Source organism: Kitasatospora sp. NPDC041988, from assembly GCF_055588525.1.
Map to the genome: position 1 here is coordinate 45432 of NZ_JBVJCO010000003.1, position 19558 is coordinate 64989.

General features: G+C 70.4%; 21 protein-coding genes and 1 pseudogene. 10 read left to right on the top strand and 12 right to left on the bottom strand.

Features of this window, described 5'->3' with window-relative positions:
* Nucleotides 1–48: 48 nt before the first annotated feature.
* The gene (locus ACZ6NC_RS04865; protein WP_396320978.1) at nucleotides 49–1071 is read left to right on the top strand and encodes a LacI family DNA-binding transcriptional regulator; all 1023 of its coding nucleotides are present in this window, start codon (nucleotides 49–51) and stop codon (nucleotides 1069–1071) included.
* A 190-nt stretch (nucleotides 1072–1261) separates the two neighbouring features.
* Here ACZ6NC_RS04865 and ACZ6NC_RS04870 read toward each other — a convergent pair.
* A pseudogene (locus ACZ6NC_RS04870) lies at nucleotides 1262–1422 on the bottom strand (ricin-type beta-trefoil lectin domain protein); the annotation flags it as partial.
* A 76-nt stretch (nucleotides 1423–1498) separates the two neighbouring features.
* Between ACZ6NC_RS04870 and ACZ6NC_RS04875 the strand changes: the two are divergent.
* Together ACZ6NC_RS04875 and ACZ6NC_RS04880 are read left to right on the top strand one after the other, a co-directional pair.
* Nucleotides 1499–1879, top strand: coding sequence for a transposase (locus ACZ6NC_RS04875; RefSeq protein WP_465729023.1), 381 nt, complete (start codon nucleotides 1499–1501; stop codon nucleotides 1877–1879).
* Complete coding sequence (locus ACZ6NC_RS04880; RefSeq protein WP_465576963.1) at nucleotides 1876–2046, top strand: hypothetical protein; 171 nt, start codon at nucleotides 1876–1878, stop codon at nucleotides 2044–2046. The genes ACZ6NC_RS04875 and ACZ6NC_RS04880 overlap by 4 nt, the downstream gene beginning before the upstream one ends.
* 126 nt (nucleotides 2047–2172) lie before the next feature.
* On the opposite strand, the gene ACZ6NC_RS04885 is transcribed toward ACZ6NC_RS04880, so the two are convergent.
* Complete coding sequence (locus tag ACZ6NC_RS04885; RefSeq protein WP_465729025.1) at nucleotides 2173–2706, bottom strand: hypothetical protein; 534 nt, start codon at nucleotides 2704–2706, stop codon at nucleotides 2173–2175.
* 243 nt (nucleotides 2707–2949) lie between these two features.
* Here ACZ6NC_RS04885 and ACZ6NC_RS04890 point away from each other — a divergent pair, with 243 nt between their 5' ends.
* Both ACZ6NC_RS04890 and ACZ6NC_RS04895 read left to right on the top strand, forming a co-directional pair.
* A complete protein-coding gene (locus ACZ6NC_RS04890; protein ID WP_465729027.1) occupies nucleotides 2950–3402 on the top strand; it encodes a nuclear transport factor 2 family protein in 453 nt (150 codons plus the stop codon).
* Nucleotides 3403–3647: 245 nt separating this feature from the next.
* Nucleotides 3648–5165, top strand: a complete 1518-nt coding sequence (locus tag ACZ6NC_RS04895; protein WP_465729029.1) for an MFS transporter — start codon at nucleotides 3648–3650, stop codon at nucleotides 5163–5165.
* A gap of 22 nt (nucleotides 5166–5187) precedes the next feature.
* Here ACZ6NC_RS04895 and ACZ6NC_RS04900 read toward each other — a convergent pair whose 3' ends face one another.
* The 3 genes from ACZ6NC_RS04900 to ACZ6NC_RS04910 are packed head-to-tail and all read right to left on the bottom strand — an operon-like array spanning nucleotide 5188 to nucleotide 9967.
* Nucleotides 5188–7272 carry a PQQ-dependent sugar dehydrogenase gene (locus ACZ6NC_RS04900; protein WP_465729031.1) on the bottom strand — a complete coding sequence of 695 codons (2085 nt, stop codon included), beginning with the start codon at nucleotides 7270–7272 and terminating at the stop codon, nucleotides 5188–5190.
* Nucleotides 7272–8927 (bottom strand): glycosyl hydrolase family 8, encoded by a 1656-nt coding sequence (locus ACZ6NC_RS04905; protein ID WP_465729033.1) that lies wholly within the window; start codon nucleotides 8925–8927, stop codon nucleotides 7272–7274. Before ACZ6NC_RS04905 ends, ACZ6NC_RS04900 begins: the two co-directional genes overlap by 1 nt.
* 11 nt (nucleotides 8928–8938) lie before the next feature.
* Entirely contained in the window at nucleotides 8939–9967 is a 1029-nt protein-coding gene (locus ACZ6NC_RS04910; RefSeq protein WP_465729035.1) for a chitinase, read from the bottom strand.
* A 259-nt stretch (nucleotides 9968–10226) separates the two neighbouring features.
* Between ACZ6NC_RS04910 and ACZ6NC_RS04915 the strand changes: the two genes are divergently transcribed.
* Entirely contained in the window at nucleotides 10227–11657 is a 1431-nt protein-coding gene (locus tag ACZ6NC_RS04915) for an APC family permease (protein WP_465729037.1), read from the top strand.
* A 50-nt stretch (nucleotides 11658–11707) separates the two neighbouring features.
* Here ACZ6NC_RS04915 and ACZ6NC_RS04920 read toward each other — a convergent pair whose 3' ends face one another.
* The 3 genes from ACZ6NC_RS04920 to ACZ6NC_RS04930 are packed head-to-tail and all read right to left on the bottom strand — an operon-like array spanning nucleotide 11708 to nucleotide 12608.
* Nucleotides 11708–11881: a hypothetical protein gene (locus ACZ6NC_RS04920; protein ID WP_465729039.1), complete on the bottom strand. Its 174-nt coding sequence runs from the start codon at nucleotides 11879–11881 to the stop codon at nucleotides 11708–11710.
* Nucleotides 11878–12165 (bottom strand): hypothetical protein, encoded by a 288-nt coding sequence (locus ACZ6NC_RS04925; RefSeq protein WP_396322315.1) that lies wholly within the window; start codon nucleotides 12163–12165, stop codon nucleotides 11878–11880. Before ACZ6NC_RS04925 ends, ACZ6NC_RS04920 begins: the two co-directional genes overlap by 4 nt.
* Nucleotides 12162–12608, bottom strand: coding sequence for an ATP-binding protein (locus ACZ6NC_RS04930; RefSeq protein WP_465729041.1), 447 nt, complete (start codon nucleotides 12606–12608; stop codon nucleotides 12162–12164). The genes ACZ6NC_RS04925 and ACZ6NC_RS04930 overlap by 4 nt, the downstream gene beginning before the upstream one ends.
* A 280-nt stretch (nucleotides 12609–12888) precedes the next feature.
* Between ACZ6NC_RS04930 and ACZ6NC_RS04935 the strand changes: the two genes are divergently transcribed.
* Nucleotides 12889–13734, top strand: coding sequence for a helix-turn-helix domain-containing protein (locus tag ACZ6NC_RS04935; protein WP_465729043.1), 846 nt, complete (start codon nucleotides 12889–12891; stop codon nucleotides 13732–13734).
* Nucleotides 13731–13949, top strand: coding sequence for a DUF397 domain-containing protein (locus ACZ6NC_RS04940; protein ID WP_465729045.1), 219 nt, complete (start codon nucleotides 13731–13733; stop codon nucleotides 13947–13949). Before ACZ6NC_RS04935 ends, ACZ6NC_RS04940 begins: the two co-directional genes overlap by 4 nt.
* A gap of 106 nt (nucleotides 13950–14055) precedes the next feature.
* On the opposite strand, the gene ACZ6NC_RS04945 is transcribed toward ACZ6NC_RS04940, so the two are convergent.
* Nucleotides 14056–14451 (bottom strand): cupin domain-containing protein, encoded by a 396-nt coding sequence (locus tag ACZ6NC_RS04945; protein ID WP_465729047.1) that lies wholly within the window; start codon nucleotides 14449–14451, stop codon nucleotides 14056–14058.
* A gap of 52 nt (nucleotides 14452–14503) precedes the next feature.
* On the opposite strand from ACZ6NC_RS04945, the gene ACZ6NC_RS04950 reads away from it, so the two are divergent.
* A complete protein-coding gene (locus ACZ6NC_RS04950) occupies nucleotides 14504–15496 on the top strand; it encodes a GlxA family transcriptional regulator (protein ID WP_465729049.1) in 993 nt (330 codons plus the stop codon).
* Nucleotides 15497–15907: 411 nt separating this feature from the next.
* Nucleotides 15908–16759, top strand: a complete 852-nt coding sequence (locus ACZ6NC_RS04955; protein ID WP_465729051.1) for a hypothetical protein — start codon at nucleotides 15908–15910, stop codon at nucleotides 16757–16759.
* A gap of 395 nt (nucleotides 16760–17154) precedes the next feature.
* Here ACZ6NC_RS04955 and ACZ6NC_RS04960 read toward each other — a convergent pair whose 3' ends face one another.
* From ACZ6NC_RS04960 to ACZ6NC_RS04970, 3 genes are read right to left on the bottom strand one after another with little or no spacing between them, the layout of a single operon-like run.
* Nucleotides 17155–17547 (bottom strand): hypothetical protein, encoded by a 393-nt coding sequence (locus tag ACZ6NC_RS04960; protein WP_465729053.1) that lies wholly within the window; start codon nucleotides 17545–17547, stop codon nucleotides 17155–17157.
* Nucleotides 17540–18403 carry a heavy metal-binding domain-containing protein gene (locus ACZ6NC_RS04965; protein ID WP_465729055.1) on the bottom strand — a complete coding sequence of 288 codons (864 nt, stop codon included), beginning with the start codon at nucleotides 18401–18403 and terminating at the stop codon, nucleotides 17540–17542. The genes ACZ6NC_RS04960 and ACZ6NC_RS04965 overlap by 8 nt, the downstream gene beginning before the upstream one ends.
* Nucleotide 18404: 1 nt before the next feature.
* A complete protein-coding gene (locus ACZ6NC_RS04970; RefSeq protein WP_465729057.1) occupies nucleotides 18405–19208 on the bottom strand; it encodes a heavy metal-binding domain-containing protein in 804 nt (267 codons plus the stop codon).
* Nucleotides 19209–19558 lie beyond the last annotated feature (350 nt).

Sequence of the window (19558 nt, forward strand, 5' to 3'; positions counted from 1 at the left end):
GGCGGCCCGGGCCGGGGCCGGGCCGCCACCCGACAGAAACGGTGATCCATGGCCGCGACCCGTCGTCCGACGCTGCACGACGTCGCCCAGGAGGTCGGCGTGAGCGCCAAGACCGTCTCCCGCGTGCTCAACAACGACGGACCGACCTCCGCCGCGACCCGGGAGAAGGTCCTCGCTGCCGTCGCCCGGCTCGGCTTCCAGCCCAACCTGATGGCCCGCAACATCCGCACCGGCGGCCCGGACACCACCATCGGCCTGGTCGTCCCCGACATGGGAAACCCCTTCTTCGGCACGGTCGCCGGCGGGATCGAGTCCGCCGTCCGCGAACGCGGGCTCACCCTGCTGCTCGGCTCCTCCGGCGACGACCCGGCCCGCGAACGCGACCTGATCTCCACCTTCCTGGCCCGCCGGGTCAGCGCGCTCATGGTCGTCCCGGCCGACGGTTCGGACCACGCCCACCTCAAGTCCGCCCGCGCCGCCGGGCTGCCGGTCGTCTTCCTGGACCGCCCCGGCGCCGGCCTCGCCGCCGACTGCGTGGTCTCCTCCAACCGCGACGGCGCCCGGGTCGGCGTCGCCCACCTCATCGCCCGGGGTCACCAGCGGATCGGCTTCATCGGCGACCTGCCGACCACCCTGTACACCCGCCGCGAACGCCTGGCCGGCTACAAGGACGCACTCGCCGCCGCCGGCCTCCCGTACGACCGCGCGCTGGTGGCCGGCGCGCACGGCCAGCCGGACGCGGCCACCGCCACCGACCGGCTGCTCTCCCTCCCGGAACCGCCCACCGCGCTGTTCGCCGCCAACAACTTCGCCGCCATGGGCACCGTCTCCGCCCTCGCCCACGCCGGACGGCGCGAGGTCGCCCTGGTCGCCTTCGACGACATCCCCCTCGCCGACATCCTGGAGCCCGCACTCACCGTCGTCGCCCAGGACCCGGCCGAACTCGGCGCCGCCGCCGCGCGCACCGCGCTCGCCCGCCTCGACGGCGACCGCGGCCGCGCCCGCACCGCCGTGGTCACCACCCGCCTCATCCCCCGCGGCTCCGGCGAACTCCCCCCACCCCGCCGCTGACCCGGCGTGGCCGGTCGGATCGGGCGCTCGGCGAGGGCCTCCGCCGAGCGGCCCGACGGCCGCCAAGAGCCCCGACCGGGGCCGGGGCCGGGGCCGGGGCCGGCATCAACCCATCCGAGGCGGCAGATCTGGCGGGACCCCGACGGGCGGTCGCCAGGGTCCTACCATCGCGCACGCGGGGTCATCCCAGGGTCCACTGCTGATTCCTGCCGCCGCTGCAGGTCCACAGCTGGACGGGCGACCCGTCAGCGGTGGCCAAGCCGGCCACATCCAGGCACAGCCCCGACTGCACCCGGTGATGGTGCCGTTCGAGTTCAGCTTCCACTGCTGGTTGGCCTGGCCGTTGCAGGACCGGACGATTGAAGTTCCACCCTGCGGTTGGACACCTGGAGACTGGGACGTGTGAGCCCGGAGGAAGCAGTTTCAGGTGGGAAGCAAGAGCAACATGAGTAAGCGGTACACGGCGGAGTTCAAGCGGGACGCGGTCGCGTTGGTACGCTCGTCGCCGCACCGGAACGTCACAGAGATTGCCCGGGAGCTGGGGGTCAGCCCGGAGGGGCTGCGGGGCTGGGTCAAGCAGGACCGCACCGATCGGGGCGAGGGCGGTCCCGGCGAGCTGACCAGCCCCGAGCGTGAGGAACTCACCCGGCTGCGCCGGCAGAACCTCGAGCAGCAGAACACCATCGAGATCCTGCGCAAGGCGGCCGCCTATTTCGCGGCCGAGACGACACGGTGGTCCGCTTCCGTTTCGTTGAGGACCACCACGGCGCCTGGGGCGTCAAGCGGATCTGCCGGAAGAAGGACGTGACGGTCGCACTGCTGGACGAGTCCCTCGCCCCGTCGGTGACCTGGGCCGTCATCGACGCCTTCCCGGGCAAGCTCACCTCCCTTGTTCATGTCGATGGCGTCGACCAGCCCGTCATCGGAGAACTCGTCCTGCGCTCGCTCCGCGTCGTCCCGCAGTTCCAGGCCTGACGTCCGGGCGGCGGCCCGCACGCCGCGGACGGGTGCGGGCCACTTGGTCAGGCACGATGACGGACATGCTCTTCGGCTGAGCCATGTGGTCCACGGGCGTCCGGGACGGTCCGCCGACGACGATGGTCACGCCTGCCAGTGCGGTTTACCGCTGACCATCCGGCAGTAGATCACCCGGCCGCCGGCCTCGTGGGTGCTCTTGCCGAGGTCGGCGTTACGGCAGAACTGCCCGGCCTGGTAGCAGTTGCCGGCGTTGGAGCGGATCTCGCAGTCGCTGGCGGCGGCCTTGGTCTGGGCGGCCTCGGGCTCGGGGTCGGCCGGGGGCTTGACGGTGGTCGCCTTCGGCTCCGGCGCGGCTTTGGTGACGGGCGCCTGCGGCTTGGGGGCGGCCGGCGCGGGCGGCTGTGACGCGGGCGCGGTGGCCGCCGGGGGCGGCGTCGGGACGGCCGGGGCCGACGCGGGCGGGGTCGGGACGGCCGGTGCGGGAGCGGTCGGCACGGGGGCCATGGTGCTGGCCGTGACCTGCGCCGTCACGGCGGGCGCCGAGGCGGCCGCAGGCGCCGCGGCGCCACCGGTCTCCGGGTCGCAACCGGTCAGGGCCAGGCCGATGGTGAGGACGAGTCCGGCGACGGAGGCCAGTCCGCGACGGCCGCCGCGCATCCGTGAATCCATGAGGGGAGAACACTCCGTTCCACTTGAAAGAGGATCGTGATTCCATCAGATCAGCGACACGGTGCCCACACGGTTCGCGCACTTGTTGGCGGATCGAGACCTCCCGACTACGGAGCGTCGGCGATCGCCCCGGCAGTGATCGCCGGCGCCGTGATTCCGCCCCCGGACGCCGGGCGCCTCTGGCAGGATCGGCCCGCCGACCACAGCAGCCGACCGGAAGGAGTCCGCGCCATGCCGGACAGCACCTCTGCCCGCAGCGTCCTGGCCCGCTATCGCCAGGCCATCCTCGACAAGTCCGCCGACGACCTCGCCAGCCTCTACGCGGAGGACGGCGTCCACGAACTCCCCTTCCTCTTCCCGGGGATGCCCGCCGCCTACCACGGCCGCGAGGAGGTGCGCGCCGCCTACCACGCGGCCTGGAGCGCCAGCCCCGCGAAGCCGCTGGAGATCCGCGAGGTCGCCACGCACGAGGGCGCCGACCCCGAGGTGATCGTCGCCGAGCAGCTCGTCCGCGGCGAACTCACCACCACGGGCCAACCGTTCAGCTTCCCCGGCCTGCTGGTGCTGCGGGTCCGGGACGGCCTGATCGTCCACGCCCGCGACTACATGGACGGCCTGACCGTCGCCCACACCATGGGCCGCCTCCCGGCCGTGGCCGCCGCCCTCGGCGCCGCCGGGAGCTGACCACGGGGTTGCGCGGCCGGGGTCGGCAGACGGGGGCGCGGGAGCGGGCCCCGCGCGGTGACGGAGCAGGGCCGGAACGATAGCCGAGCCGGGCCTCCCGCCGCCGGGCAGCCGTCTCCCCCTCCGCCGGACAGGGACTAAAACCCCCGATCGGCCGCGTTTGCCCGGGCTTACGCCATCCCGTTGCATACGGTCGGTGCCGTCCCGACCGAACCCCGGTCGGCAGGCCAAGGAGACCGGCTGCCGTGCAACGCAAGTGGTGGACCCTCATCGCCGTCTCGGTCGCGACGTTCATGCTGCTGCTCGACATCACGGTGGTCAACGTCGCCCTACCGTCGATCCGCAAGGATCTCGGCGCCAGCTTCACCGACCTGCAGTGGGTGTTCGACGCCTACGCGCTCTCGCTGGCCGCGCTGGTGCTGACGGCCGGTTCGCTCGCCGACCGGCTCGGCCGCCGCCGGGCCTTCGCAGTCGGCCTGGTGATCTTCTCCGGCGCCTCGCTGCTCTGCGCCCTGGCTCCCAACCCGACCTTCCTCAACGTGTCCCGGGCCGTGCAGGGCGTCGGCGGCGCCGTGATGTTCGCGGTCTCGCTCGCGCTCGTCGCCCAGGAGTTCCCGCCCGGCCGCGAGCGCGGCACCGCGATGGGCGCGTACGGGGCGACCATCGGCGTTGCGGTGGCGGTCGGCCCACTGGTCGGCGGGGCGCTCACCGACGCGCTCGGCTGGGAGTGGATCTTCTACCTCAACGTGCCGATCGGGGCGGCCGCCCTGGTGGTCACCTACCTCAAGCTGGCCGAGAGCCGCGACCCGAACGCCACCCGGGTCGACTGGGCCGGAGTGGTGACGTTCAGCACCGGGCTCTTCCTGCTCGTCCTGGCGCTGGTACGCGGCAATGCCGAGGGCTGGGGCAGCACGCTGATCGTGTCGCTGTTCATCGGCTCGGCCGTGGTGCTCGCCGCCTTCGTGGTGATCGAACTCCGCGTCCCCGAGCCGATGCTGCCGCTGGGGCTGTTCCGCCGCCACGCGTTCACCGGCGTACAGCTGGCCGCGTTCGCGGTGTCCAGCTCGCTCTTCGCCCTGTTCCTCTACCTGACGCTGTACCTGCAGAACTACCTCGGGCTCTCCCCGTTCGCGGCGGGCGTGCGCTACCTGCCGATCACGGCGCTCAGCTTCCTCGTCGCCCCCGTGGCCGGCGTGATGCTCTCCCGGGTGCCGGCCCGGCTGATGCTCTGCGTCGGCCTCGTCGCGATCGGCGCGGGCATGCTGCTGATGGGCGACGTCCAGCCCGACGACGACTGGACGGGCCTGCTGGCTGGCTTCCTCGTCGCCGGCGCGGGCGTCGGCCTGATCAACCCGGTGATCGCGGACGTGGCGGTGAGCGTGGTGCCGAAGGAGAAGAGCGGCATGGCGGCCGGCATCAACGACACCTTCCGGCAGGTCGGCATCGCGGTCGGCATCGCCGTCTGGGGGGCGATCTTCGTCGGCCGGGGCGCCGACAAGGTCCGCGAACTCACCGCGGGCACGCCGACCGCGGAGGGCTCCCACCCGCGCGAACTGATCGAGGCCGCCTCCTCCGGCAGCCTGCCTCAGGCCCTGGCCGCCGTCCCCGAGCCCGCCCGGCAGGCCGTCCAGGACGCCGCCCGTGCGGGCTTCCTCGACGGCCTCAACACGGTGCTGTTCCTCGGCGGCCTGGTCAGCCTGATCGGCGCGGCGCTCGCGCTCTGGCTGGTCCGGGAGAACGAGATCGACCGCACCGAAGCCTAGGCGCCGGAGCCCCGTCCGCGGACTAGCCGATGGCGATCGTGAAGATCTTGTCCGCGCCGTCGCCCGCCCCGCCGTTGTTGTCGGCGTTGGTGGTGGTGAGCCAGAGCCGGTCGGCCCCGGGCACCTTGGACACCGTCCGCAGCCGGCCGTAGGTGCCGACGTAGTAGGAGGTGGGAGTGGACACGTTCTCGGTGTCCCCGTCGATCGGGATGCGCCACATCCGCTCGCCCCGCAGCGCGGCCATGTAGACGACGTTGCGGACGATCGCGATGCCGCTCGGCGAGGCCTGGTCGACCGGCCAGCTCGCCTTGGGATTGGTCATCCCGGCCACGCTGCACGAGCCTTCGCACGTGGGCCACCCGTAGTTGGCCCCGGGCTTGATGAGGTTCAGCTCGTCCCGCTTGGAGTCGCCGAACTCCGCCTCCCAGAGCCGCCCGTTGCGGTCGAAGGCCAGGCCCTGCGGGTTGCGGTGGCCGTAGCTGTAGACGTAGTTGCCGAACGGATTGCCGGGGGCGGGCTTTCCGTCGGTGGTCAGCCGCAGGATCTTCCCGTTGAGCGTGTTCTTGTCCTGGGCCAGGGAGGACGTCTGGGCGTCACCCGTCGACGCGTACAGGTACCCGTCGGGGCCGAAGGCCAGCCGCCCGCCGTTGTGGTAGCGGTTCTTCTTGATCCCCTGGAGCAGCACCGTGTAGCCGCCCAGGCTGCTGCCGTTGTACGTCATCCGCACGATCCGGTTGCCCTCGGCCGCGGTGTGCATGAAGTACACGTAGTGGTTGGCCGACCAGTTGGGGTCCACGGCGGTGCCGAGCAGGCCGCCCTCGCCGTCGGTGGTGACGGCGTTGGGCACGGTGCCGACCTCGGTCCTGGTGCCCGCGGTGGTCAGCCGGAAGACCTTGAAGCTGTCCCGCTCGGTGACCAGCGCGCTGGTCCCGTCCGGCAGCCAGCCGATGCCCCAGGGCACCGTCCACCCGGTGGAGAAGGCGGTCGGCGAGCCCGGGACGCCGCCGTCGGCCGGGCAGGCTCCGGTGGTGAACGAGACGGTGCCGGACGGCCCCGAGTAGCCGCCCGCGGTGTCCCGGGCCACGACGTCCAGGGCGAACGGGGCGTCGCAGGCGAGCCCGGTGACCGTCGCCGTGGTCGCCGGCGGGGTGCCGGTCACGGTCTTCACGACGGCGGAGCCGCTGCGGACTTCGTACGCGACCACACCCTTGTCGTCCGTGCTGGCAGCCCACTTGAGGGTGGCGCCGGTGGCGGTGACCGCCGAGACGACCGGCGTGCCCGGCCGGCTGGGCGGCGGGTCGGTGCTCGCCGAGGTGGTGCAGTCGACCGCGACGCTGGCCGGCGAGGCGTTGCCGGAGCTGTCGCGGGCGATCACGGTGAGGTTGTAGGTGGTGGCGGGGGTGAGCCCGGTGAGCGTCCAGGACGTCGCGGTTCCCGGCGCCTCGGCGAGCTTGTTGCCGTGCTCGTACAGGTCGTAGGCGGTGACGCCGACGTCGTCGATGGCGGCGCCCCAGCCGAGCGTCAGGCCGTTCGGCCCGATGCCGGAGCAGCTCGGCGGGCCGGGACGGCTGGGCGGGGTGGTGTCGGCCGTGGCGCCCACCCGCAGGCGGTCCAGGTTGGGCCCGCCGTCGGCGGTGGTGGCGGTGGCCCGGATCCGGTTGGTGCCGGCGCCGAGGCCGACGGCGACGGTCTTCTCCGCCCAGGTGTCCCAGTCGGCGGTGGGCGGGAAGGCGACGCCGGCCGCGACGACCTTCCCGTTGACCGCGATGTCCATCGGGCGGTTCGCCGTGCCGGCGTTGGCGTACCGGAAGGCCAGCGGGGCGGTGCCGGCCGTGGTGGCGCTGACCGTGAACTCGACGGCGGAGCTGGTGGTGTTGGTGTAGTCGACGAAGCCGGTGCCGGTGTACCCGGTGTGGTTGGCGGCCGTCTTGGCCTGCACCAGCTGGGCGTCCTCGGCCTGGTAGTCGGTGCTCGCCGCGACCGCCGGGGCAGCGGTCGCCGACGGCGCCACCGTCACCCCGAGGAGCAGGCCGGCGGCGGCGAGTGCTGCGCCCCCGGCCCTGGCGAGTGCCGTCCGTGGGCGTCGCGGGTGTGCTCGGTCTGTCATCACGGCACCCAGTAGTTTCCGGAGGCGACGATCATCGACTGGAGCTGAACGCTGCTGCCGTAGTAGAGCGACGGATCCACGGCGGTGGCGACGAGCTTGTTCCAGAGCACGTCCAGCCAGGCCTGCGAGCCCGGGTCGGTCATCGCGGTGACCACGAACGGCGCGGTGAACGCCATGTCGTGCCCGCTGGCGAAGGCCGAGCCGTTGAGGTGGTAGCCGGTGACGATGTTCGCCGGGTTGCCGCCGGCCTTGCCCTTGATCCAGGCGTTCAGTTTGCGCGCCGAGGCCAGTGAGGCGGCGTCGCCGCTGGTCACGGCGTCGGTGCCGATCCGCCACGGGTCGCGGCAGGCGTTCCAGCCGTAGTCGCCGTCGTTGACGCTCTCCAGCACCTTGCCGGCGGCGGGCCTGGCCGTGCCGTTGGTGTTGACCACGAAGTCGGCGAGCAGGCCGGTGCCGGAGGCGTACGCGGACTGCTGCGAGGTGATCAGGTTCTGGTGCGCGGTGCGGATGGTGTCCCAGGCGGCGTCGCCGGTCGCGGCCCGGAAGGCCCGGAAGTGGTCGATCAGCCAGTCCGAGGAGCGGGTGACGTAGTAGGTGTTGTCGTCCGAGGTGGACCAGTCGCCGAGCCGCATCAGGTGGGTGCTCGGGTTGACCTCGCTCGCCTTGATGGCGTTGATGTGCTTGACGGCCAGGTCCTTGTAGTCGTACGTCCCTCCGCTGCCCCACTGCCGGTCGGCGAGCAGCAGCCCGTATGCGACGTCCAGGTCGCCGTCGGTCGCCGAGTCGGAGCCGTTGACGCTCTTGCAGGAGGAGTCCTGTTCGGCGGCGAGGAGGTTGGGGTTGTTCACCGACGGGTGGGCGAGCACGAACTTCACCATGCCGTCGAAGGCCGTCTTCGCGTTGGCGTCCGCGCCTGCCATCAGCGCGGTGATCACCATGCCGTAGCCCTGGCCCTCGGCGACGTACGGGTGGTCGGCGTCCGGCGAGATGGTCTCGTACCAGCCGTTGCCGCAGTTCTGCCGGACGAAGGCGGCCTTCCAGGCGTTGTACTTGTCGATCACCTGCTGGTCGGTCACGGCCTGCGCGCCGGACGGCTTGAGGGTGCCCGCCGCGTACGGGTGGCGGTGGCTGCCGAACGGCACCGCGGGGCCGCCGGGGGGCGGGCCACCGCCGAGGTCGGCGTCCAGGTAGTCCAGGTTGGGCAGGCCGCCGGCGGTGGTGGAGGTGAGCCGGATCCGGTTGGCGCCGGCGGCGAGCCGGACGGTGAGCGTCGAGGTCGCCCAGGTGTCCCAGTTGCCGGTGGACCGGAAGGCGCGGGCGGCCTCGACCGTGGCCCCGTTGACGGCGACGGCCGCCGGGCGGTCGGCGGTGGTCCCGTTGGAGTAGCGGATGCCGAGCGTGGCGTCGGCGGCGCTCGGCGCGTTGACGGTGAACTCCACCCAACTGCCGCTGACGTTGTCGCCGTTGACGAAGCCGCTGCCGGAGTAACCGGTGTGGTTCGACTCGACCACGCCTTGCGAGAGCCCTGCGCTCTCCGCCTCCTGACGGACCGGCGTGGCCGAGGCCGGCGGGGCCGCGAGCAGCCCGGCCGCCAGGCCCGCCCCCGCGAGCAAGGCGGCGGCGCGGGCACGGTGTCCGGTGATCAGCTGTGCCATCGGGGTGCTCCTCAGCCCTGGTACTGGACGACGATCTTGGTGAACTCGTACGGGGACTGCGCGATGCCGCTGCACGCGTCGGCGTCCGCGCCGGAGCCGCAGGCGCGGTCGCGGTTGACCGACCAGAAGGCGAACCGGGCGAGGTGGTGCTGCTTCGCGTAGCCGAGGATGGTGCGGAAGTCGGCCGTGGTGACGGTCTCGCCGGCCTCGTCGGTCTTCCCGTTCATGGACGACACGCCTGTGTGCCGGTACGCGGCGTCGTCGCTGTAGCCGTAGGCGCTCTTGACCGCCGCCTTCAGGCCGTCCAGGGCGCTGACCGTGGCCTGGCCCATGGTGCCGCTGTGGCCGCCGAAGTCGAACGGCATGATGACCCAGCCGTCGTTGGCCAGCCCGGCGGCGGCACCGCGCTTGATCAGGTCCTTGCCGGTGGCGTCCGGGCCGCTCGGGGTGGTGCCCATGGTGATGTAGGTGACGATGCCGGGGTTCCTGGTCTTGACGATCTTCAGGGCGTCGACCACGCGCTGACGGACCGTCGCGTTGGAGAACTCGGTGTTCTCGATGTCGATGTCCAGCGCCTTCAGCCCGTAGGCGTCGATCACCTTCTGGTACGCGCCGGCCAGCGCGCTCGCGCTGGAACACTTCTCGCCGAGCTTGTTGCCGCTCCAGCCGCCGACCGAGACCATGACGTCGCCGCCGGCCGCCCGGATCGACTTGATCGCGGCCTCGTCGGAGCCGCCGGCCAGCGCCCGGCTGCCGTCCCACTTCGGGTTGCATCCGCCGTCGGAGAGGATGAAGGCCAGGGTGAACCACTTGACCCCGGTCGCCTTCATCACGTCGGTCGGCTTCTGCGGGCTGCCCCAGCCGAGGTACTCGTACGGCGCGGCGGCCATCCCGGGTACGGCGCTCGCGGCGGCGGGGGCGGCGCTCGCGGCGGCGGGGGCGGCCGATGCGATGTTCACGGGTGCCAGCAGCAGGGCGGCCGGGCCGAGGGCGGCGGCCAGCAGCGGGGCGGTGAGGCGGACTCCGATAGCTTTGTGCATGCCAACTCACTTTCGTCGGCCCGCCACACGGAGGCGACAGGCCAGGGGGAGGACGGGAGAGCGCCCGCGGCAGCCACGGCGGGCGCCACCAGAATCGGGGCACCGGGCCGCGCGGTCAATGACTTTCGTTAGGAAAGTTTCCCAATGGTCGATTCGTCAACCCCGTTCTCTCCGGTCACCCTTGACGAATCTAGTAAAGCTCCCTAACTTGAACCCCCGCGCCCCGCCGGGCGCCCACTCCCCCACTCCGGAGGCCGCGGTGTCGTCCCCAGGTCTGTCCCGAAGAATCGGCCTCTTCCAGGCCGCCGCCATCAACATGAGCCAGATGTGCGGCATCGGACCGTTCGTCACCATCCCGCTCATGGTCGCCGCGTTCGGCGGCCCCCAGGCGGTGATCGGCTGGATCGCCGGCGCCGTCCTCGCCCTCGCCGACGGCCTCGTCTGGGCCGAACTCGGCGCCTCGCTCCCCGGCTCCGGCGGCACGTACGTCTACCTGCGCGAGGCCTTCCAGTACCGCACCGGGCGACTGATGCCGTTCCTCTTCGTCTGGACGGCGATGCTCTTCATCCCGCTGATCATGTCCACTGGCGTGGTCGGCTTCGTCCAGTACCTCGGCTATCTGTGGCCAGGCATGACGGACGGTCAGGGAGACGCGGTCGGGCTGGCGTTCTGCGCACTGGTGGTACTGCTGCTCTGGCGCCGGATCGAGAACATCGCCAGACTCACCACCGTGATGTGGGTGGTGATGATCGCCTCCGTGCTGGCCGTGATCCTCGCCTGCTACACCCACTTCAGCCCGAGCCGCGCCTTCGACTGGCCCGCCCACGCGGTCGAGCTCACCCACGGGCAGTTCTGGCTCGGCTTCGCGGCCGGCCTGACCATCGGCATCTACGACTACCTCGGGTACAACACCGCCGCCTACCTGGGCGCCGAGGTCCGGCAGCCCGGGCGTGTACTGCCGCGCGCCATCGTGCTCTCCATCGTCGGGATCATGGCGATCTACCTGCTGCTGCAGGTGGGCGTGCTCGGCGCGATGGACTGGCACGCGATGCTGGACCCCGACTCGGTGGCGTCGAAGTCGGTTGCCTCGGCGGTACTGGAGAGCACCTGGGGCAAGGGCGCGGCGGACGTCGTCACGGTCCTCATCCTGATCACCGCATTCGCGTCCGTGCTGGCCGGCCTGCTCGGCGGCTCCCGGGTCCCGTACGACGCGGCGCGCGACGGGGTGTTCTTCCGCGCTTTCGGCAAACTGCACGCCAAGCACGGGTTCCCCGTGTACGGGCTCGCCGCGATGGGCGCGCTCACGGCGGCGGGCTTCCTGCTCGGGCGCCACCTGAGCAGCGGTGCGGCACACCCGCCGCTCACGGTGCTGATCAACCTGCTGACGACGGTGATGGTGATCGTCCAGGCCCTCGCCCAGATCGTCGCGGTGAGCGTACTGCGGCGCCGGCAGCCGGGGTTGGCCCGGCCGTACCGGATGTGGCTCTACCCGGCGCCGGGCATCATCGCGGCGATCGGCTGGCTGGTGATCTACGGCTACGCCGACCGCAACGCGCCCGGCTTCCACCCCATCGAGTGGTCGCTGGCGTGGGTTGCGGCGGGGTGCGGGGCATTCCTGCTCTGGGCACGGGCGGAACGGACCTGGCCGTTCGGGCCGCGGGAGGTGCGGGAGGAGTTCGCCTCGGCCTGAGGCGTCGCGAATGGTGCAGCCTCGGGGCGACGGCTCCGAGGCTGCGCGCGTCAGTGGTGACCGTCGACGAATGCCTGCTCGACGCGACGCCTGACCCGCTCGAACGAGTCGGGGAGCGTGTGCGCCAACTCTGCCTCGATGCGGCGGCGTTCGGCCCGGAGGAGCCGCGCGACCGGCGCGCGGGAGCAGTGGACGAACCACCAGGGGTAGAGGAGCCGGATCACCGAACGTCCCCCGGGGCCGCCCAGTCGATGCGCAGGTGGTGGACACCCTCGGGGAGGATGACCGGGAGGGACAACGGCCCGGTGTAGTTGAGGTATTCGGCGACGACACGCTCGGCGCAGGGGCCGGTGAGGTAGCGCTCGAACCACAGCCACTGCGGCCTGCTCAGCGGGCGGAACTGGAGAGCGGACCAGAGGGAGTCCAGGGCCCTCGGGAGGAGCGGGAAGGTCGTCGGCGGCATGACGCCGCCGGTGATCTCGACGGTGACGAGGCGGTCATCCCTCACGCGGCACACTCCCCGGCGGTGGCGGCCGGGCCGATCTCAGCCCAGACGATCTTCCCGAGCCCCGTTCGGGGGCAGCAACCCCAGCGCTGGGAGAGGGACTTGACGAGGATGAGGCCGCGCCCGTTCTCGTCGTCGGCGGAGCTGGGGCGGAGCACGGGCTCCCGCTCCGCCCGGGCGTCATGCACCTCGATCCGCAGGCGGACGCGGTTGACGGAGAGCTCCAGGCGGATGCGGTTGCCGCTGGGCGTCCCGTGGATCACGGCATTGGTCACCAGCTCGGAGACGAGCAACAGCCCGACATCGGCGAAGCGTTGACCGTCAGGAATCTCCGCGAGCAGCTTTTCGAGCAGACGACGCGCCTCACCGGGCGATCGCTTGCTGCGCACCAGCCAACAGCTGGTTCCAACAGCTGCTGCGGGCGGGCGTTCGGATGTTCCGGACATGGGGGAACCACCTTCCGAATGCGGGGAATCAGGCCACGGCGTCGGCCGGAGGCATGAGGCATCAACGGACAAGGCGCCGGTAACACATGTCACCGTGCGTCATCTCTCCGTCACCATCAGCATGGAGCATGGCTCGACGCCGTCGCAAGTCATGTCGGGCAAATATGAAAACTTTCAGTTCTGCTGCCAAGGTGCCGCCCCTAAGCTCGGGTTGGCAGTGGCGAACCATCGCCGACGGCATGCACACTGGTCCACGGACAGCACTGGAGGGGTTACACAGATGGCAGTTGCAGTGCCGGCCGTGCGCTACCGGCGCATCGCGGCAGAGCTCAGGAGGCTCCGCGAGCTCAAGAACCTCTCGGCCGAGGAAGTGGTCGCCCAGGTCGACGGCCTCAACCTCGTGAAGCTCAGCCGGTACGAGAACGCGCGGGTCCAGTTGAAGCCCGACATCGTTCGAAAGCTCCTCGACTTCTATGAGTGCGAACCCGAGCTGAAGGAGGTTCTCGTAGAGATCCTCCGCGACCGACACCGGCCCGGCTGGGTGGCGGGATTTGATCAACTGAACCCGCTGTACCACGATCTGATCCGACTCGAAGAAACCGCCATCGGCAACAAGTCATACGAGTCTGCCTACATCCCCGGTCTTCTCCAGACACGTCGGTACGCGCACGCCATCATCTCAAGCGGCGTCTTCACGACTCCCAGCGTCGAGGCCCGCGTCGATGTACGGATCAATCGGCAGTCAGTCCTTACGCGTGCTGAGGCCCCGCTGAAGCTGTGGGCGGTCATTCATGAGTCCGCGCTGACGATGAGGGCCACCGATGGCGTCATGGCCGATCAGCTCGACAAGCTGGTCCAGTGGAGCGCCCTCCCGAATGTCAGTATCCAGGTCATGCCGGCGTTCGCCCCTCCGCACCCTGGCATGAACGGGCCTTTTGCACTCCTTGAGTTTCGCCAACGAGACCTCGACCTTGTGCTGCTCAGCGACATGCTCGCCAGCAATTGGGTGGAGAAGCCCGATCACGTCGACATCTATCGAACGGCCTTCGACGAGATCATGGCGACTGCCCTTGGTCTCGACGAATCCCTCAACATCATCCGAGAGAAGAGAGACCAGCTCAAGTGACCCACTACTCCGTCGCCTCCTCCCTCCCCGTGACGTGGAGGAAGGCCACCGCAAGCAACCCGAATGAGAACTGCGTCGAGTTCGGTCAGTTCGAAAGCGCAGTCGTGGTCCGGGACAGCAAGGACGCCCACGGCCCCGCCCTCGCCTTCGCGGCCGACGCGTGGCAGGCCTTTGTCGCCGGTATCCGTGCCGGGGACTTCCCCACCAACAGCTGACCCACCGCGACCTCCAGCAGCCCCGCGCCACATCGGCGCGGGGCTGCTCGGCTGTCCCAACTCCGTTGCACCGGCTGCCGAGCGGGGACGCCCGAAGCCTTTCGGCTCAGGCGTTGAGTGCATGTCCGGTCGTCGAGTCCACGTGGTCCGGGATCTCGTCGTGACGATCGCCTACGGTCAGTGTCCCGGCGCGCTCGAACATGAGGATTGCGGCGCCGGACGGAGCACAAGGCTTGTGCTCCGTACCTCGGGGGACGGTGAAGACCGCCCCCTGTGGGAGCAGGACCGTGCGCTCGCCACCGGGCTCGCGCAAGGAGATGTGCAGTTCTCCGTCGAGTACCAGGAAGAACTCGTCGGTGTCGTCGTGGGCGTGCCAGATGTGTTCGCCCTCGACCTTGGCGATGCGGACGTCATAGTCGTTGACGCGCGTGACGATGCGGGGGCTCCACAGGGCATCGAAGGAGGCCAGCGCCTTGCCGAGGGGGATGGGTTCGTTACTCATGGGCTCATCCTGAGCCGTTCCGCACGGTCGGCGTGAGTGCTAGGAATTGCATATGGCGAAAGAATCCTCTCACGCAGTGCGGGCCGCGGGCGCACACCGGGTCGTCGTGATCGTGGACGAGAACTCGAACCCCTTCGAGCTCGGCTGCGCGACCGAGGTCTTCGGTCTGCGCAGACCGGAGCTCGGTCGTGATCTCTACGACTTCAGGCTCTGCTCCCCCAAGCCCCGCACCCTGATGCGAGACGGCTTCTTCACGCTCACGGGAGTCGCCGATCTGGAAGCTGCCGACGCGGCGGACACCCTGATCGTCCCCAACCGCCCGGACACCGAGGCACCCCGCCGCCCCGCCGTGCTCGATGCCATCCGACGGGCTCACGCGCGCGGTACGCGCCTGATCGGCTTCTGCAGCGGCGCCTTCACACTGGCCGAGGCCGGAGTCCTCGACGGCCGGCGGGCCACCGCGCACTGGCAGTGGGCGGATTCCTTCCGAGCCCGCTTCCCTTCCGTCCACCTCGAATCGGACGTGCTGTTCGTCGACGACGGCGACATCCTCACCGCCGCGGGGAGCGCGGCCGCACTCGACCTCGGGCTGCATGTGGTCCGCCGCGACTACGGCGCGGAGGTCGCCAACTCCGTAAGCAGGCGGCTGGTCTTCGCCGCACACCGGGACGGCGGGCAGCAGCAGTTCGTGGAGCGCCCCATGCCCGACGTGCCGGACGAGTCCCTGGCGCCCCTCCTGGCCTGGGCCCAGGAGCGATTGGACTCGCCGCTCACGGTCTCCGACCTTGCGGCACGTGCGGCGGTCAGTCCGGCGACGCTGCACCGCCGCTTCCGGGCACAACTGGGAACGACACCGTTGACGTGGCTCACGGGGGAACGACTCGCCTTGGCCTGCCGGTTGATCGAGCGAGGTGAGTACCGCTTCGAGGTGGTCGCGCGGCGCAGCGGGCTTGGCACCGCTGCCAATCTGCGCACGCTGATGCGCCGCGAGACCGGCATCACTCCATCCGCATACAAGGAGCGGTTCGGGCCGGAGATGAACTGATTGCGAGGCATCCCCCTCCCATGCGGCGCAGGAAGGTGTCTCATCGCCGACTGCCGCCTGGGGCAAGGAGGCTGGTGAGCCAACCCGAACCGCCGGGCGCCGGGGCGGCGCCACCCGCCCGGCAGCGCACTGCGCGGCGGCTCAGAAGGCATCGGCCATCTCCGCATCCCCGAGAACGACGTGATCACACGATCCCTCCCGCGGCGACAGCGGCACCGTGTCCGTCAGGGAAACTCGCCGATCACATGGGTTGGGGCGGCGGCCTCCGAAGAGGGAGGCGCTCTCCACAACACTCTGGTGTCACTGGAGGAACTCTGACACCATCTCATCCGGGGTGAACAAACAGTGTGCCAACGTTCACCTCGCCCGCACAGCGTAGTCGTAGAGCGTTGAGAAGATCTGAGGCCGACAATGAAGACCTTACGGAACCACGTCCCGAATCTGGTGACGGTCGTGCTGCTGCTCCTGGGCATGATGACCGCCGCAACCGCGCAAGCGCAGGCGGCCCCGCAGCGGCTCGCCGGCAGTGCGACCATCTGCTCCAACTCCCCCATCCCCGCCGGGTGGGTCATCACAAGCTCAAACAGCAGCTGGGGCTGTCCCGGCACCGGAGTCTCGTACGCCATCACCGATTCGAGCACGCTGACCAGCATCTCCGTGTGCTCCATGTCGCCCATCCCCGCAGGATGGGTCGTCACGTGGTCCTACAGCAGCGACGGCTGCGCCGGCACCGGCGTCCGCTACAACATCAGCACCACCGCCAACCAGACCGGCATGGGCGGCGTCTGCTCCATGTCCCCCATCCCCACAGGATGGGTCATCACATGGTCCTACAGCAGCAGCAGCTGCGCCGGCACCGGCGTCGCCTACAACATCAGCAACACCGCCAACCAGACCGGCATGGGCGGCGTCTGCTCCATGTCCCCCATCCCCGCAGGATGGGTCATCACATGGTCCTACAGCAGCAGCACCTGCGCCGGCACCGGCGTCGCCTACAGCATCAACAACACCGCCAACCAGATCAGCATGGGCGGCGTCTGCTCCATGTCCCCCATCCCCACAGGATGGGTCATCACATGGTCCTACAGCAGCAGCACCTGCGCCGGCACCGGCGTCGCCTACATGATCAACAACATCGCCAACCAGACCAGCGCCGAGATGTGCTCCTTCTCCCCCATGCCCGCCGGGTGGGTCCGCACAGGGTCGTACGAGAGCGGCAGCTGCTACGGCAGCGGCGTCGCCTACTACATCCGCAAGGCCTGACCGGCCGCCGTCGGCTCGGCTCGATTCCCATGAAGCGCTGGGAAAACGATCCGGGCCAGGGGCTTGTGGGACCTGGCTTTGCCCTGTTGCAACGACCAGTAGGGCAAGCGCGAAGGCCTCACCGCAGGGGCGCGGCATTCATGAGGCCGCGCCCACGTGCTTGCGATGTGCCGGTTCGGCACCGGAGCCCGCATCTCAACGATCGTGGAACGTGTCTGTTCGCACGGGGTTCCCGGTCGGGTGGTCTTCCGGCCATACACGCATGAAGGCAGGGCCTCCTGGCAGCTTGGGAGGCGACCCATCACCGAGCTCCAGGAGACCCTGCCGTCGCCAAGGAGGTGTGCAGCACATGCGCACGAAAACCGACGCTCCTCCCTGATCCTCTGCGGAGGTGGTCAGGCCAGGAAGCGCTCGATGGCCTCGCAGGCACGGGCATTCGAGGCCGCAGCGTCTGCCAGAGACCGGGCCAGGGCGTTGATCCACTCGTCCAGGCCCACTTGGCGGCGCGAGAGCACGATGCCCCGCACCTCGTGGCAGATCTCGCCGACCACCCGGCCCCGATCCATCCGGAGCGAGAGCCGCTGCTCCCCGAGTGCGACGTCCAGTTCGGCGACCGAGCCCTCGCGCCCGGCCACCCGGTCCGTGACGGAACGCCTGCGCTTGACCCGCACAGCGCCGGGCGGCAGCGAGTCCGCCAGGTTCGTCGACAGCACTGTGGCGTAGAGGTTCAGGTCCGCGCTGTCCTGGCGCAGCGCCGCGGCCAGCAGTTCCGCTTCCATGTCAGGCATCGAGGCTCAGCACCATGGTCGGTCGGTCGATGACGTGGTCGTCGCGAAGCGGGCGCACCGCTGTCCCGATGGCGAAGAACTCGGTGGTGTGCGACCCCCAGGTATGCGAGTGCTGCCGCAGCTGGACCGCCACGATCCCCTCGGCCTCCAGGGCCTGTCCCTCCGCCTGCATGCGGCTCATCGCCAGCTCGCGTGCGTCGTAGAGCGCCTGGGTGAACGGCTCGATCTCGACGTTGCGGCCCGTGGTGCCCAGCGCTTGGGCGAAGCGCTGGTGCGCCACGTGGTAGACGCACGACCCCATGACCATGTCCAGCGGTGCGTATCCGGCCCGGATCAGTGTCCAGAAGTCCTGGCCGGACAGGTCCGAGGTGAACGGCTTGCCCTTGTTGTTGCGCCAGGTTCCGCCCGGTCCCGGGTCCGCACCGTCCGCCTTGACCGCCGTGCCGACCGCGATGAACTCGGCGACGTCCGAGCCGAACTCCTTGAACTCGATGTCCAGCCGCACCCCCACGATCCCGTCCGCCCCCAGAGCGCTCGCCTCCGCCTCCATCCGGTTCATCGCCAGCTCGCGCGCGTGGTACATGGCCTGTGACAGCTTGGTCAGCTCCTGGTTCTTCGACCACCGGCCGAGCTGGATGCCGACGTGGTAGACCGAGGAGCCGAGGACCAGGCCGAGCGGGCGGAAGCCGGCCTCGCGCACCAGCAGGAACTCGTTCACCGTCAGGTCCGAGGTGAAGAGCGAGCCCTTCTCCCCCGGCTGGAGCTGCGCGAGCCGCCGCATCGCGTCCTCGGGCACGCCCTCCGCAGCCGGCTGCACGGCTTCCCCACCCAGTTCCTGCCCCGTTCGCTCGGTCATGTCAGCGCTCGCGCTCCAGTCTCATGATGGTCAGTGGCCTGGGCCCGGCGGGCCGCGTGGGGCGGCCGAACCGGGCGATGGAGGTGCCGACGAAGACCGCCTCCGCGGTGAAGTCGCCCGAGTACCCGTAGTACCCGTAGTACCCGTAACCGGTGCACTCGCTCTCGCTCACCGTCAACTCCACGTCGTCCAGCACCACCCCGTCGCCGCCGTGCCTCGCCGCGTCGAGGGCCAGCTGGTTCCGGGCGTCGTGGCGGACGTGGTTGATCAGCTGGGTGTAGCCGTAGACCTCCTGGTTCCCGGCGGTCCAGCGAACCCGGCGGGAGGTGCGCCAGTCGTCGTGCCGAATCGCGATGGCGATGCCGAAGGCGAGCCCGGTGGGAACCCATCCGGTGTGGATGAGCTTGGCGAAGTCCTGGCCCCTCAGGTGCGAGGTGAAGGGCAGGCGGGGCCGGATCCGCGAGCGGGCCCGGACGGCGGTGCCCAACGCGGTGAACTCCAGACCCCCCGCCGGGAACTCCTCGACCCGCAGCTCGACCCCGACGATCCCGTCGCCGCCGAGCGTGCGGCACTCGGCGACCGCGCGGGCCAGCGCCAGCCTGCGCGCCGCGTACAGCGTCCTCACCAACGGCGCGAAGGACGACTCCCACCGCGAGGACGGCACCTTCTTGCCGTCTATGACCGACCACACGCCGGGGCAGCCCCAGACGCCGGTGTACCCGATGTTGAAGACGGCTGTGCCGAGTACCTGCCCGACCGGATCGAACCCGGCACCCTTGATCGCCGCGAACTCCCCGGACGACAACGTCGAGTCCCATGTGTTGTTGCCGGCCCGGGGCGCTGCCGTCCCGTCTGCAGCGGCCCCCGGCTGACCGGCGTCCCGTCGGTGTGTCATCGGCTCCCGTGCCATCAACCTCTCGGCTCACCGCGCGGATCGCGTCGCCATTCGGCAGCTTATGTCATCGGGGGGACGGTGCTTCCCGATCATCAGATCGTTGTCCTGTTGATGCCGTTGACCGACATCGCCGGCAGCGGGCAGCCGTTCACCGGCAGCTTCCAGGCAGCGCGGCGCTCCGGCCGGTTGGCCGCGGGGGGGGGGGGGGGGGGGGGGGGGGGGGGGGGGGGGGGGGGGGGGGGGGGGGGGGGGGGGAGGGG